General features: G+C 62.5%; 11 protein-coding genes and 1 pseudogene. 8 read left to right on the forward strand and 4 right to left on the reverse strand.

Annotation, left to right across the window (positions count from 1 at the left end; translation table 11 throughout):
- Window positions 1-125 precede the first annotated feature (125 nt).
- A pseudogene (locus EU800_RS18185) lies at window positions 126-494 on the forward strand (integrase core domain-containing protein); the annotation flags it as partial.
- 11 nt (window positions 495-505) lie between these two features.
- On the opposite strand, the gene EU800_RS18190 reads toward EU800_RS18185, so the two are convergent.
- Complete coding sequence (locus EU800_RS18190; RefSeq protein ID WP_129634452.1) at window positions 506-976, reverse strand: nucleoside deaminase; 471 nt, start codon at window positions 974-976, stop codon at window positions 506-508.
- Between the two features lie 361 nt (window positions 977-1,337).
- Between EU800_RS18190 and EU800_RS18195 the strand changes: the two genes are divergently transcribed.
- On the forward strand, window positions 1,338-1,511 hold the full coding sequence (locus tag EU800_RS18195; RefSeq protein ID WP_129634453.1) for a DUF1059 domain-containing protein: 174 nt from the start codon (window positions 1,338-1,340) through the stop codon (window positions 1,509-1,511).
- Window positions 1,512-1,981: 470 nt separating this feature from the next.
- Here the strand turns inward: EU800_RS18195 and EU800_RS18200 are convergent, their stop codons facing one another.
- A complete protein-coding gene (locus EU800_RS18200) occupies window positions 1,982-2,194 on the reverse strand; it encodes a hypothetical protein (RefSeq protein WP_129634454.1) in 213 nt (70 codons plus the stop codon).
- A 503-nt stretch (window positions 2,195-2,697) separates the two neighbouring features.
- Here EU800_RS18200 and EU800_RS18205 point away from each other — a divergent pair.
- The 5 genes from EU800_RS18205 to EU800_RS18225 all read left to right on the forward strand — a co-directional run bounded on the left by EU800_RS18205 (window position 2,698) and on the right by EU800_RS18225 (window position 9,473).
- On the forward strand, window positions 2,698-3,585 hold the full coding sequence (locus tag EU800_RS18205) for a diacylglycerol kinase family protein (protein ID WP_242500629.1): 888 nt from the start codon (window positions 2,698-2,700) through the stop codon (window positions 3,583-3,585).
- Between the two features lie 8 nt (window positions 3,586-3,593).
- Window positions 3,594-4,409: a metallophosphoesterase gene (locus EU800_RS18210; protein ID WP_242500626.1), complete on the forward strand. Its 816-nt coding sequence runs from the start codon at window positions 3,594-3,596 to the stop codon at window positions 4,407-4,409.
- A 230-nt stretch (window positions 4,410-4,639) separates the two neighbouring features.
- Window positions 4,640-5,785: an AI-2E family transporter gene (locus EU800_RS18215; RefSeq protein WP_129634457.1), complete on the forward strand. Its 1,146-nt coding sequence runs from the start codon at window positions 4,640-4,642 to the stop codon at window positions 5,783-5,785.
- A gap of 559 nt (window positions 5,786-6,344) precedes the next feature.
- Window positions 6,345-8,309, forward strand: coding sequence for a BTAD domain-containing putative transcriptional regulator (locus EU800_RS18220; RefSeq protein ID WP_129634458.1), 1,965 nt, complete (start codon window positions 6,345-6,347; stop codon window positions 8,307-8,309).
- A gap of 390 nt (window positions 8,310-8,699) precedes the next feature.
- Window positions 8,700-9,473, forward strand: coding sequence for a hypothetical protein (locus EU800_RS18225; RefSeq protein WP_129634459.1), 774 nt, complete (start codon window positions 8,700-8,702; stop codon window positions 9,471-9,473).
- 433 nt (window positions 9,474-9,906) lie between these two features.
- Here the strand turns inward: EU800_RS18225 and EU800_RS18230 are convergent, their stop codons facing one another.
- On the reverse strand, window positions 9,907-10,620 hold the full coding sequence (locus EU800_RS18230; protein WP_129634460.1) for a GntR family transcriptional regulator: 714 nt from the start codon (window positions 10,618-10,620) through the stop codon (window positions 9,907-9,909).
- A gap of 261 nt (window positions 10,621-10,881) precedes the next feature.
- Here EU800_RS18230 and EU800_RS18235 point away from each other — a divergent pair, with 261 nt between their 5' ends.
- On the forward strand, window positions 10,882-11,604 hold the full coding sequence (locus tag EU800_RS18235) for a class I SAM-dependent methyltransferase (RefSeq protein WP_129634461.1): 723 nt from the start codon (window positions 10,882-10,884) through the stop codon (window positions 11,602-11,604).
- A gap of 508 nt (window positions 11,605-12,112) precedes the next feature.
- On the opposite strand, the gene gcvP is transcribed toward EU800_RS18235, so the two are convergent.
- A complete protein-coding gene (gene gcvP / locus EU800_RS18240) occupies window positions 12,113-14,938 on the reverse strand; it encodes an aminomethyl-transferring glycine dehydrogenase (protein WP_129634462.1) in 2,826 nt (941 codons plus the stop codon).
- Window positions 14,939-14,972 lie beyond the last annotated feature (34 nt).

Raw genomic sequence — 14,972 nt, forward strand, 5'->3', positions numbered from 1 at the left:
TCATCAGTGTGGTTCAGCCAAACCACTGTTGAGACCTGAAAACCGGTTATGGCCACCAGCTGCGCAACTCGGGGGCTCCGCAGGCGGCCATAACCTCCCGAACCGAAGGATTCCCGACGTGCTATGGGATCCAGTTCGCCGACCAGCCCCGGAACCGCAACACCATCTATTCCCGGCAAATGCGCTTCGACATGATTTGCGAGGCCAACCGGATCCAGCATCGCCTGACCAAGCCCAACCATCCATGGACCAACGGCCAGGTCGAGCGAATGAACCGGACAATCAAGGACGCGACCGTCAAACGCTTCCACTACGACAGCCACGATCAGCTGCGCGCGCACCTCGCCGACTTCATGGCTGCGTACAACTTCGCCCGAAGGCTCAAGACCCTCAGCGGTCTCACGCCATACGAATACATCTGCAAGATCTGGACTTCAGAGCCAGACAGATTCAATGTCGATCCGATCCACCAAATGCCGGGACTGAACACCTAGACCCCTGCTGACTAACGTCGCCAGAAATTACGGTGCGGGGCAAGAAGCTCGTTTTCAATTTCGGGGAATGGGCCGTGCACCTCAATATCTTTCTGCCCGTGGTTGAGCACAGTACGTGAGGGCAGGTTCATGGTCGGATTGGCGGCATGGTCGCCCGTCAACTCGAGCAGCTTTGCCTCTTCGAAACCGTAGATCAAACGGCCGATATTCGCCCAATACAGAGTGCCGGTGCACATAGCACAGGGCTCACCCGTGGAGGCCAGCGTGCAGGTCCAGAGAAACTCGGGCGAGTATTCGCCTGCGGCACGCCTCGCAAGCTCGGTCTCGGCGTGATGCACTGTGTCGATATTGCCTTGCCTCATGAGGACCTTGTCGTCAGGGCCGACCAATACCGCGCCGAACGGATGGTGACCGTGTGCGGCAGCGCGAAGAGCAACGGCGTTGGCTGCAAGAAGGTGAGCGATCATCTGGTCGCGGGTCATGTGGAACAACCAATCTTGTGCGGGATGAGGCAAGGAAATTTCCCTGCGTTGGCAACATACCATGGAACATCCTCGGTTGGGGAGCGGACCAAAGCGAGTGCATTCGGAAAATTCTGGAGAAGCTGCCGCAAGCAAGGCAGCAACGAGGGCAAAACTCGGCTCTCGAAGCACAGCGCCAGTTCTGATAGTGGCAGATGGCCGCCGCGAGCGCGCGGGCTGCGCCCCAGTTCTGGCCGTTCATTTCCGTCCCGGCTTCCGCCATTTCGGTAATGGTTGCGACATCCCCGACCATCTTTATCGACCCAAGTCCAAGCTGAATTCTGTGATAGGCTGCCGTATCGACGAAAGAAGGGAGGCCGTGATGACGAAGGTTCTGAAGTGCGGAAGTCTTATGCCGGGTTGCGACTTCGAGGCGCGGGGGGAGACAGAACAGGACATTCTGCAAGCGGCCGCGGCCCATGCGAAGGAAGTCCACGGTCTGGACGCGACGCCCGAACTGGTCGAGCAGGTAAAGAGTGCAATCCAGAACGAATAGCGCGGCGCACGCTCTGCCCCAAGTCGGGACTGCGAATATGGTGATTCCAGATGCGAGCGCCGGGAAAATCGGGGTAGTTCGGGACCCGATTCCCTGCCCCCACGCTGTCCATCGCATGAAACCGGGTCTCGAATGTATCCGGTTGCGCGACAGCCGCGCGCGAGGCTGGGTCGGCTTCTGCAAGCTGGTCCGTGTTCGCGGCGGCCCGCATAGCGGCGGCTTGCTCATTTGGGCGCAATGACCAGTTGTCAAAGCACGTTTCGGCCAGCCACTACGCGATCCACCGTCTCACCCGCGCGCCAGGCGCAATGCTCAGCCGCAGGCGGCGGGCCTCGTGGATATCGTCAAGACGATGGTCGAGCCGGACAAGGCCCTCGCTTCGTTGAAATGAACGCTGATTTGCGCCGTTGCAGTGCCGGGCAAGTTCCGTGATCGATTGGCCGATTGGAGATCCAATGCGCACCGCATCTCTATTGGTGGTTTCCATGACTGTTTCGGGCGCCGGTATGGTGCAGGACTTCTGCATCGTGGACGGCGACCCAACCCTCGATCTCAGGCGGAGACATGTCGAATGAACGGCTCGCTTCGGTCGCTGGCGCCTTGCCCTGGAAGATCTCGATCCCCAGGGCCGTCTTCCGCTTCGCCGCCCATCGCTTGATGCTGTCGTCCATCGTCATGCTCATTGCGACGCTTTCCCCGTGGCATGAGCAGGATGTCACTGGGTCGATGCAGATGCGGGAAGAAATTCACGACGCGCGACATGATGGAAGTGCCGGACCCTATGTATTGTTGGTAGGATGGATTTCCTGGGAACGTCTATGTAACACAATATCAGAGACTTGCGCGGACCCCGGCTCGACTATATCCGCCGAAAAATTTCGATAGTTGGGTGGCTGCCGATGTTGGTCACCAATTGGTCAATTTTCGGGTGTCCCTTTTCGGGAGATCCCGGAGCGCCCGGCAGGGGGCGCCAGTCGCCCAAGCTCTGCGGTCGACTGCCACACGCACTCCCCGACTCACGAAATCGACAATCCGCATTGCAACGATACTTCGATGAGGGCGTATTGCTTTCGGGCACAACTGCTACCGGGTTTCCATGACACGGGCTACCAACACTCTCCGTGAGGTCGAAATAGGCGAGGCGCAATCGACCCTCGGCCAAGGCGTCGCACCGATTGCCGTGATCGTGAATGGCCGGTCCGGGGCGAACGCGCGCGACGGCGGGGCCTTGGACCGTGCCATGAAGGTCTTCGGTCCGGAGCGGGCGCGGCTCTACCGCTGGTCGCCGCGCGAAGACATCACTGGCTTGGTTGAACGTGCCTTGGCGGATGGGGCGCATGCTATTGTGGCTGCGGGAGGGGACGGCACCGCTATGGCCGTCGCAGGAGCAGTGCTGGGAAGAGGCTGCGCGTTTTCCGTCTTGCCCCTCGGCACGTTCAACTACTTCGCCCGGGGCCTGGGGATCCCCGAAGACCCGGAAGACGCTGCCCGCGCCATTCTCGATTCCGATACGCGCCAGATCCACGTCGGTACCGTCAACGGCCAGGTGTTCCTGAACAACGCAAGCCTTGGTATCTACCCCGCCATTCTCAAGGAACGCGAAGACATCTATGGCCGTTACGGCCGGCGGCGGATCATGGCCCACTGGTCGGTCATCCGTACCTTTCTGCGGTTTCGCAAGCCGATGGATCTCAGGATCGAGACCGACGGCGAGACGCTCCTGCGCCGCACTCCGCTGCTGTTCGTCGCGCGCTCTGCCTACCAGCTCGAGCGTTATGGCTTGCAAGGCGGCGATGCGATCAGCGACGATTCCTTCGCAGTTCTGATCGGCCGCGCGAGCACCCGCGCCGACCTGTTCCGAGTGACCGCGCGGCTGGTCGCGCAAACGGCCGAGCCGGGTGTCGACTACGATTTCCTCGCCACGCGGAAGCTCACCGTCCAAACCCGTCGTCGGCGGGACCTTCTGGCCTATGATGGCGAGAAGACGCGCACCCCGAACCCGTTCGAGTTCCGCATTTCCGAGGCCCCACTCACCATTCTGTTGCCTCGTGTGCAGGAAGATCTCCCCGGATGAGCCGTATCGTGCATCTCTCCGACCTGCATTTCGGACGGGTGGATCCGGCTCTGGAGACACCGCTGCTCGATACAGTGGCCAGTCTTGCGCCCGATCTCGTGGTGGTCTCGGGGGATCTGACCCAGCGGGCGCGGCGCGGCCAGTTTGCCGCCGCGCGACGATTTCTGGACCGGCTCCCCGGGCCGGTGCTGTGCGTGCCGGGCAATCACGACGTTCCGTTGGAAAATCTTCTGCTGCGGTTCCTGAACCCTTTCGGCCGCTACCGCCGTTTCATCAACCCCGACCTGGAACCGGTGCACAGCGATGACAGGATGGTGGTGGTCGGAGTCAACACGGTCAATCGCTTCGCGTGGCAGCGCGGCAGGATCGGCCGCCGTCGGTTGGCGAGGATCGCAGAACGCTTTTCCGGTTCGGGAAGCAAACTCAGGGTCGGCGTATTGCATCACCCGCTCGAGCACGGCCCTGAGACCGCGAAACGTTTGACGAGGGGGGCTGGCAAGGCACTTCGCGCAATGTCGGATTGCGGCGCGGACGTCGTGCTCTCGGGCCACCTCCACATTGCCTCGGTCCAGCCCTTCAGAAGCGCTCCGGATCTCTTGTTCGTCCAGGCGGGTACTGGTCTTTCCACGCGGCTGCGCGACAGGCAGGGAAATGCCTTCAACCAGCTTGACTATACCGGTGACCGGCTGCGGGTCCTCAGGTGGACGTCCGATCCAGAGCAAGAACGCGGCTTCACGGTCGCTGGAGAGTCGGAATGGATCCGCAGAGAGACGGCCTGGACGCAGGTGCCGGTCAAAAAGACGGTCGACAAGGCAGAACGTTGACGCTTGCGTCTGCCCTGATCGACTTGTGGCGACCGTCGCCGAGGAAAGCGACGGGGGCGCCTGTTTGATCTGCGGCGGGGATCTGGCGAGACGATATCGGAACCGGTGCGATGCCAGTCGCGTTCGGTCAATCGAAAGGAATGCAAGCCCGACAGTTGCCCAATGCCGGTGACCGTGTTTGGCGATTGACAAGACTCGCTGCGGCAATTCCTGTCATGGAAGGAGGGAGAATGGACAACAATCCTGAACGCTTCCAAGATCGGGCAACCTCCGGGCAAAGTGTGACCGCACCCGGTTGGGCGGTTATTGGGATCTTCCTTCTTCTTCTTGTGGCAGGGCTCGCCTACGCCCGTGCCTTTCTCATGCCCGTTGTTCTGGCAGTTCTGTTGCAGCTTGTGTTCAGCCCGGTGCGACGCAGGTTCGAACGGCTTGGCTTGTCGCCCGGGCTATCGGCGATGCTCATCGTCGGAACCCTTCTTTTCGCTGGCGGTGCAGGTGTCGCCTCACTTGCCGTGCCGGTCGGAAAATGGGTCGAACGGGCGCCCATGATCGGGTGGGAATTCAGGCAGAAGATGGAGGAAATCCGCGGCGCGACGGAGGGAGTGCGGAAAGCCGCGGAGCAGATCGACAAACTCGCCTCCGGCGAGGACGTCACCGAGAAAGATCCCGAAGTCCAGCGCGTTCAGGTCGAGGAAAGCGGAAGTGCGCTGACCCTGGTCATGTCGGTGCCCGCAGTCGTCGCGCAGGTAGTGTTCACCCTTATCCTTCTCTTCTTTCTATTGTCGTCGGGTGACATGTTTTACGAGAAGATCGTCTTCGTCATGCCCACCTTCAAGGACAAGCGGCGTGCGATCCGAATTGCTCATGACATCGAACGCAAGCTCTCCCGCTACCTGCTGACGATTACGACGATCAACGCAGTGCTCGGCGTGGCGATCGGTTTCGCGATGTGGTGGTTCGGAATGCCCAGCCCCGCACTCTTCGCGATCCTGGCCTTCCTTCTCAATTTTATTCCCTACATCGGGTCACTTTTCGGCGTGTCGCTGTCGTTTGTGGTGGGGGTCGTCAGTCTGGACCACTTCGGCGAGGCAATCGTACCAGCATTTGCGTATCTTGCGCTGACGAGCATCGAGGGGCAGTTCGTCACACCGTATTTCGTCGGCCGCAACCTCCGGCTGAACACAGTGGTGGTCTTCGTCTCGGTGACATTCTTTGCCTGGCTTTGGTCGGTCGTTGGAATGTTGGTCGCCACGCCGCTGCTGGTTGCCGTTCGGACCTTCTGCGAACATATCCCTGCGCTCGAAGGGCTGGGTCATTTCCTCTCGGCACGCGGGGCTGAAAGCCAGACGCAATCGGATGCTGAACAAGACAGTTAGCGGTTTCAGAGCCTTGATGACGTCGGTCGGTCTCGAAGCGGGCACCTTCCTCCACATCGGTTCAGATAATCTTCGGCTGGACGTGGTGTCGCGAAAATGGGGAGCGCTGGCTCATGTTTCGATGTCAGCCGCTGCCTACCCCGGCTCAGGTAGGGCTCCCCTGCTTGCGTTGCTGCCGCGTGCCGCCGAGCCGTATTCTCGCTAGACGACCACAAGCGAAACAAACCCGGCCGTGACTAAAGCGGCGATTGCCAAGCGCATGCTGACCAGACCGAGCCGACGCTTTGCGGAGCTTCGCGATGCGCTCGAAGGTCCGAATTGGGCGGCGTGAGACCGCCGGTGAAGCAGCCGGAAAGGCACATACACATCCGCGATATCGTTGAGGAGATTGGAGCGATTCATCAGAGCATTCCTTTTCTCGGAGTGCCGGACGGCGAGTCCAGCGGCATGACGGGAACCTTGCCGCGCTGGTGTGAACCGGGCGCTTGCCTGCCGTTAAAGCTCCGCGAAATCGGGAGAGACGCTTGAAAAAAAGGGATGCTCGGGCAGAATTGATCCCATGACATGGACCCTGCGCCTGATGGGTAAGTTCGAAATGACCGCCCCGGACGGCGCCGCGGTCAACCTGACGTCGCAGCGGGCGCAGGCCTTGGTGGCGCTCCTGGCTCTGGAAAACGGTCATTCGGTGGGACGCCCGCAAATCTGGGCGCTGTTGTGGGAAGATCGCGCCGAAGCGCAGGCGCGCAACAGCTTGCGGCAGGCATTTTCAGCGCTTCGGAAGGTTTGCGGGGTAACGCATCCGTTTCCGTTTCACGTTGACGCAACTGAGGCTTCCATCGTTCCGGACATGGTCCGGACAGACATCCAGCGGATTGCCGATTGGTCCGAGGTGATGCGGGACGAGGCCGAACCGCTTTTTCGGTATCAGGACTTCCTGTTGGGCGTGACGCTGCCGGGTGCGGAGTTTCAGGCTTGGCTGGTACGGGAACGGGAGCATTGGCGTGAGCTTTTCGTTCGGGCGGCGCTCGAAGCTGTCGGGACTGCGGAACGCACATCAGACTTGCCCGAAGCATCACGCCGGGCCGAGATGGTTCTGGAGGCGGATCCTTTCAATGAGGCCGCCTACCGTGCGCAAATCCGGGAACGACTTGCTGTCGGCGACAGGGTTGGCGCGCTGCGAAAGTATCAACAGTGCCGCGACCGGTTGCGCTCCGACCTGCAGATCGATCCCGGTCCCGAGACCCAGTCGCTCTACCACCAAATCTCTGCCGCGATCTTGGTGACCGCACCGCAGAATGAACCTCTGCCTCCGCCAGCCGTGCCTGACCGCGAAAAGCCGTCGATCGTGGTATTGCCGTTCACGGCCCATGGTGGCGTCGGGTCCTTCGTCGAGGATTTCGCTGCCGGTCTGACCGAAAGCCTGACCGACGATCTGTCCCGCTTCCACGACCTGCACGTTGCGGCCAGCCGCTCTGCCTTCGCCTATCAGCAGCGCGCCGTGGATGTGGGGAGCGTGTGCCGGGAACTGGCCGTGCGCTTTGCGCTCTCGGGACGCGTGCAAAGCGACGGCGGGCGCCTTCGGGTCCAAGCCCGACTGGTCGACGGTTCGGACGGCCGTGTCGTCTGGACCGAACGATACGACCGTACCGGGGACGATCTTTGGGATCTGCGCGATGAGCTCTCCGAAGTGATCGTCGCGACACTCGCCAACACCTATGGAGGTCGCCTGCGGAAGGCGTTCCAGAAAAGTCCACGCGCCGTATCCTCCGTTGGCAGCGAGGCCTATGACTGTTTCGTGCGGGGTATCGACATGGTGGATCAATGGACATTCGAGGCGTTGGAGCCGGGCACTGCGCTGTTGCAGCGGGCAATCGATCTGGACCCGGGCTTCGCCAAGGCGCACGCCAAACTGTCCTTCTGCGATGTGATCGCAGCACATGAGGGCTGGGCCCCGGATTTCGATGCTGCTCTCGCCGATGGCTACCGTAAGGCCCGCGATGCCATCGCCGCGGACGATAGCGAGCCCTGGGGGCATTGGGCGCTGTCCTACTGCCACCTTTTCGCGGGAAAGCACGACCTTTGTCTGCACGCCATCGAACATGCCTTGCGGCTGAACCCCAACGACGCGGACATCATTGCCGATCTTGGGCTGTTCCAGGGCTGCGCCGGACAGGCCGACCGCGGCGTTGACACCCTGAAGGACGCAATGCGGCGCAATCCGCATTATCCCGACTGGTACGTGCTGCAGCTCGTGCAGGTTCTGTTCGACGCGCACCGCTATGCAGAAGTGATCGAAACCCATGGCCGAATGCGGATCACGTCGCCGTTGACCGACCTGTACTTGGCCGCCAGTCACGCGGCGCTTGGCGACCTTCCCAAGGCGCAACGCATCTTCGGCAAGACACGAGCCGAAGCCCCCGAAGTCGTCGACCGCATTCGGACCGATCCGCGGCGGCTTCCCTATCGGCGGCATGAAGATCAGGCGCACTTCCTGGACCATATCGATCGGGCAGAACGCGGCTGACCGGACCTACACGCGGTCGCACCTCCGGAACTGCTTTTCCGTTGCTTCCGCCCTTTGCGGCGAGCATCCTCGCCAAAGCCGTGATGGCGCACCTCTCCTGTCATTGGACGGCACCCATCACGTCGCAGCGCAGCTTCCGTTCTTCGGCCATTCGTGGTGACCGCGGATAGCCTCCTGGGCAGACCTCAATGGACCTGGCTTGGTCCGTCGTTCGACTGCGTGTACCCTGTGACGGACGCCGAGAAAACGGTGGCAGTGCCGATCCGAAGTCGTTGTGTTTTTCGCATTTGTCACTGATCAATGAAGACGGCCTCGGTCTTTCGCTATACTCTTCCCCAAGTCGATGCCGCAGGGCGGCGGCGACGCGTGTCGAATGGAAAGGACAACACCATGAAGCCCATGTTCGGATTCGCACTTTCCGCCGGATTGATCGCTGCCGGCGCAGTGGCGGATGCCCAGGATGTGTCTGCCAATTCAGCCATCGACCCGGCCTGGACGTATGAGCTGCAACTTTACCTTTGGGCCACCGAGGTCGGCGGAACTGCCCTCGGGGAGGATTTCACGCTCGGCTTCGATCAGATCCTCGACAACCTGAACGTCGCCCTCATGGGCCGGCTCAACGCCTACCAGGGTCCATGGATGACCTGGGGCGACCTCACCTATGCCAGTCTGGGCAAGGACGGCAGTTCGAAATTCACGATCTCTCCGGCGCCCGGCGTGGATCTTGACGTCAAGGCCGTGGCCGACGCGGAGGTCAAGACCACGATCGTCTCCTTCGGTGGAGGTTACAAGCTGGTCGGAACCGACAGCTACGCGCTCTACGGCACGCTTGGGGCGCGCTATCTTCGTCTTCAGAGTGATCTGAAGCTGGACCTGAACAACCTCTCCTTCAAGGCCGACAGCGACGACGATTACTGGGATGCGGTCGTCGGTGTGGCAGGCCGGGCGGCGTTCAACGAGAACTGGTTCATGTCTTACCTGGCGGATGTCGGCGCCGGCAATTCCGACCTGACATGGCAAGCCTATGTCGGGATCGGATACAATTTCGGGCGGCAGGACGTCGTGTTCGGGTATCGGCACATGGAATGGGACCTGCCGGACGAAGACTTGCTGACCGAATACTATCAGAGCGGGCCGGTTCTGGTCTGGAACATCCGCTTCTGAGCGAGGGCTGGTCGCGGGACTGTCTCCTTTCTGAAATCGTTTGAGACCGCGCAGGCAACGCGGAACCGTGTTGCTGCCGTTTTCGCACCACCGACCCGCGATCGCCGCTTTCTCTACAGTTGGCTGCCGATTGGAAGAAAACCGTAGACGCGGCTCATGAACACGCGCCAGGCGGAGCGCGCAGGCTCCTGTTTGTAGACGACCAGGGTTCCGTCTTCGCGACGAGAGAGTGATCTCCTTATCCGGCCAGATCAGACATGCCCCACGCTTGCTGTGCGCGTGACTCTTGCTGGACCAGTTTGCCGTACGCTGGCGGCCAGGGTGTCAGCTTCGTCATCCAGCCCGTCTGAATAGACCGATCCGCGGTGTGAGATCTTCTCGGGAAGAAGTCTGTAGCGACACCCTCCGGTACAATGGAGCCGGCACTGGCGCCTCAGTCGCTCTGTTCGGTGTCCCGTTCGGCGCGAAGCCGGGCCTGGTTCGCCTTGGCACTCATGAGATGGGTGCTCAGCGCGGCGGCGGCGCGATCGCCGTCGCGTGCCTCGATCGCCGCGACAATCTCGTCATGCTCGGCAAGGGTCACGTCGCGCCAGCGCATCTGCTTCGAGGACATAAACCGCGCCCGGAAGAGCGCCGCGTTGTATTGCCTGTGTGTCTCGGCCAGGGCCGCGTTCGCCGTGCCGTGCACGATCCGGCAGTGGAATTCCATGTCCAGGCGAAAGAATGTCATCGGCTCTTCTTTCATGGCGATCGCGTTGAGCTGTCGTTGCATTTCCGCTACCTCGCGGATCTGCTCGTCGCTCGCGCGCTGGCAGAACAGCCGCCCGGAGAGCGCTTCCAATGTGGCCTGAACGTCAAACAGGTCGTCGATATGTGTGGGTGAGGGGTCCGCGACCTGCGGACGACGGTTGGGTGGGATCTCGATCAATCGTTCCTGGGTCAGTTGTCGGATGGCCTCGCGAAGCGGGGTGCGCGAGATCTGGAGCCGCTCGGACAGCTCGCGTTCCGACAACGTGCAGCCCGGCGCGAGTTTCTGCAGCAGGATCAACTCGCGCAAACGTTCGGCGGCGACCTCCGCAAGCGAGACTCTTTCGACGGCCAGGTCTTCTTTCAGATCGGCCAATGCAGCCTGTCGGGGCTTCGCCATTGATCTCCTGCCTTTCCCTGCACGCTCACGCGCAACCGGCTCTTGTCCTCAACGTCGGGGCGGTTTCCGGTCCTTCGTCCCGCATCTCGCCGGTATACCACTTGCACTTGAAAGAAATACTATTTGGAGCGGTTGGTCACCATGTCCACTGCGTGCGCCGTGGCGGCAGGGAACCTTGCGTGAGGATTGGCGACGCTCTAACTGTTCGCGCAAAGGATCCGGGCGCTCCGCACCGGTGTTCGGGGAAGCGGGGATGGCGCAATGTTCGATCCACAGTCCAGCCTCATGGGGGGCGTCCTGCCCGGCGACGGTACGGTGGATTTCTACCTGCGCGTCGCCACCATTGTCGATGCGCGGACCGTTCTGCTCGATCTCGGCGCGGGGCGCGGCGAGTGGTTCGAGGACGACGACGTCCCGTTGCGCCGAAACCTCCGGCTGATGAAGGGGCGCGCCGTCGAGGTGATCGGTGTCGATGTCGATCCGGCGGTCCTCGAGAACCGATCGGTGGACCGTGCCGCGGTGATTACCGATGGCGTAATTCCGGTGCCGGACGGTGCGGTTGACGTGATCGTTTGCGACTATGTGCTGGAGCATGTCGACGACGTCGCGGGGTTCGCGGCCGAGATCGACCGTGTGCTGAAACCCGGCGGCTGGTTCTGTGCCCGGACACCGTCGAAATGGCACTATATCGCCATGGCTGGACGGATCATGAGCAATGGCCTCGCCAGCCGTTTGATCCGACGCAGCCAGCCCGATCGGAAACAAGAAGACGTTTTCCCGACGGTCTACAAGCTGAACCGGCTCAGGGACGTCGCGGCGGCTTTTCCGAGCTACGAAAGTCGCTCCTTCGTGTTCCGGACCCGCCCCAGCTATTTCTTCGGCAATCGGGCGCTGTTCTGGGCATTCGACTTCCTGCACCGGGTGATGCCGGCTGCCTTTTCTGGTAACCTCTTCGTCTTCTTGAAGAAATCCGGCAGCGGCTAGCGGCTGTCGGCGCCCGGTCTCGTCTAGGTCGGAGAGTCATCCGGCGAGCGAGACGCGCCCGCATCATCAGTGCGACGATGGCGGATGGATGGATTCGGAGCCTCTCCGCCAAGGGCCGCTCTCAAAGGAAAGCGGTCCGGATGGTGACGGCCCGTTCGCCGTGGAACTGCACGGCAAAATCTCAAAAAAAATGCGGAATTTCTTGACGGAGTTGTTTTCGCAAAACAAAGTTGTCTGTGAAGAACAAAGTGATTGTTCTGGAGGGCGAAACAAAGTCGCCGATCGGCTCTTTTTGTTGCGGGTTCTTCGTTGTGTGTGCGCTGGCCGATAGGAGCCAAATGACCCCCCGGTGACGATCTTTCCCGCCGCCGGACAAGGCCATTTCGGTCGTTCGGAAAAGGCCCGTGCGCGAGGGACGCCGCGGGTAGCTCCACTCACGGGGGAAAGGAAGCGGGCGGCCCGACGGGTCGTCTGCTCTTCCCGTGCGAGGCCGCGCGCCGTGTTGCGTTCAGGCGTAATCCGTCACCGGCGGGCAGGTGCAGACGAGGTTGCGGTCGCCATAGGCGTTGTCGACCCGGCCGACAGGTGGCCAGTATTTGTCGACCCGGAAGCTGCCCGGCGGGAAGCACCCCTGTTCGCGGGGATATTTCCGCTCCCAGTCCGCGACCAGATCTTCGACCGTGTGCGGTGCGTATCGCAGCGGGCTGTCCTCATAGGCGATCTCGCCGGCTTCGACCGCGGCGATCTCGGAGCGGATCGACAGCATCGCGTCGATGAACCGGTCTAGCTCGGCCTTGGTTTCCGATTCCGTGGGTTCGACCATCAGCGTACCCGCGACCGGCCAGGACATCGTCGGCGCATGGAAGCCCGAATCCATCAGACGTTTGGCGATGTCGTCGACATGGACGCCGGACTCGGCAAAGGGCCGGGTGTCGAGGATGCATTCATGGGCGACCCGGCCGTGCCGTCCCTTGAACAGCACGTCGAAGGCGCCGGCGAGCCGCGCCGCGATATAGTTGGCCGAGAGGATCGCCACCTTGGTCGCCTGCGTGAGCCCCGCGCCGCCCATAAGCTGCACATAGGCCCAGGAGATCGGCAGGATCGAGGCCGAGCCGAAGGGGGCGGCCGCGACCGGCCCCGCGCGCCCGCCGGCCACCGGGTCTCCGGGCAGGAAGGGCTCCAGATGCGCCTTGACGCCGATCGGTCCCATGCCGGGGCCGCCGCCGCCATGCGGAATGCAGAAGGTCTTGTGCAGGTTCAGGTGGCTGACGTCCGAGCCGAGATCGCCGGGCCGCGACAGCCCGACCATCGCGTTGAGATTGGCGCCGTCGAGATAGACCTGGCCTCCATGCCCGTGGGTGATCGCGCAGACCTCGCGCACCGTCTCCTCGAAGACGCCGTGGGTCGAGGGGTAGGTGATCATGCAGGCGGAAAGCCGGTCCCCCGCGGCTGCGGCCTTCTCGCGGAAATCGGCGAGGTCGATATCGCCGTTGGCGGCCGATTTCACCACCACGACCTTCATCCCCGCCATTACCGCCGAGGCGGGGTTGGTACCATGGGCGGAGGTCGGGATCAGGCAGATGTCGCGGTCCTCGCCGCGCGCCCGGTGCCAGGCCGCGATGGTCAGCAGGCCCGCATATTCGCCCTGGGCGCCGGAATTGGGCTGCATCGACATCGCGTCATAGCCGGTGATCTCGCAAAGCTTGGCCGAGAGATCGACCAGCATTTCGGCATAACCTTCGGCCTGGTCCGCCGGCACGAAGGGATGCAGCGTGCCAAATTCCGGCCAGGTGACGGGCATCATCTCGACCGCGGCGTTGAGCTTCATCGTGCAAGAGCCCAGCGGGATCATCGCCCGGTCGAGCGCGAGGTCGCGGTCGGCGAGGCGGCGCATGTAGCGCATCATCTCCGCCTCGGCGCGGTTGAGATGGAAGATCGGGTGGGTCAGGTAGTCGCTTGTCCGGAGCAGGGCCTCCGGCAGGGCGGTCGTCGTCGGTGTGCCAAAACTCTTGGCGATGCCGAAGGCGCGCCAGACCCGTTCGATCGTGTCGGCGTTGCAAGTCTCGTCCACCGAGATGCCGATCCGCGTCTCGCCGAACTTGCGCAGGTTGATCCCCTCGGCGCGCGCCGAGCGCAGGATCGCGCCTTGCAGCGGGCCGACATCGACCGTGATCGTGTCGAAGAAATTCTCGGGGTCGACCTTGAAGCCGGCCTCGCGGAGCCCCTCGGCGAGTCGGACGGCGTGGACATGGATCCGTTCGGCGATCGCCCGGAGCCCGCGCGGTCCATGGAACACGGCGTAGAAGCTCGCCATCACCGCCAGCAGAGCTTGCGCCGTGCAGACATTCGACGTCGCCTTCTCGCGGCGGATATGCTGCTCGCGGGTTGCCAGGCTGAGCCGGTAGGCCTTGTTGCCGCGTGCATCCACGGAGACGCCGACGATGCGGCCCGGCATGGCGCGCTTGTAGGTGTCGTGGCAGGCCATATAAGCGGCATGCGGGCCGCCATAGCCCATCGGGACGCCGAAGCGCTGTGCCGAGCCCACGGCGATGTCCGCCCCCATCGCGCCCGGCTCCTTGAGCAGCAGCAGCGCCATGAGGTCTGCGGCGACGATTCCGATGGCCTTCTCGGCGTGGAGCGCCTCCATTTCGGGCGTGAAATCCCGCAGCTTGCCGTCGGTGCCTGGATACTGGAAGAGCGCGCCGAAGACGGCGGCAGCGTCCAAGTCGTCCGCCGGCCCCACGACGACATCGATTCCGAGCGGCCTCGCGCGGGTCTCGACCACGGCGATGGTCTGCGGATGGCAGTTATGGTCGACGAAGAACGCCGTCGCCTTTGATTTCGAAGACCGCCGCGCCATCGTCATCGCCTCGGCCGCCGCGGTGGCCTCGTCAAGGAGCGAGGCATTGGCGATTTCGAGCCCTGTCAGGTCCGCGATCATGGTCTGGAAGTTCAGCAGCGCCTCGAGCCTGCCCTGCGCGATCTCGGGCTGGTAAGGCGTATAGGCGGTGTACCAGGCCGGGTTTTCGAGGATATTGCGCTGGATCGCGGGCGGTGTGACGGTGCCGTAATAGCCCTGGCCGATGAGCGAGTGCAGGACTTTATTCTTCCGCGCAACGGCGCGCATCTTCACCAGCAATTCGCCCTCGGGCAGCGGGCTCCAGTCGAGCGGCTGGGCCTGGCGGAGGTCCGCCGGCACCGTTTGTTCGATCAGCGCATCGAGGCTGTCGACGCCGATTGCCGCGAGCATCGCTTCCATCTCCTCGGGGGAGGGGCCGATATGTCGGCGATTGGCGAAGTCATAGGGATCGTATTCGGTCGGTTGGAAGGGCACGGTTTGTCTCCCGGACTTCAGGTGGCTCATGCAG

Source organism: Tropicimonas sp. IMCC6043 (genome assembly GCF_004146235.1).
GTDB lineage: Bacteria > Pseudomonadota > Alphaproteobacteria > Rhodobacterales > Rhodobacteraceae > Tropicimonas.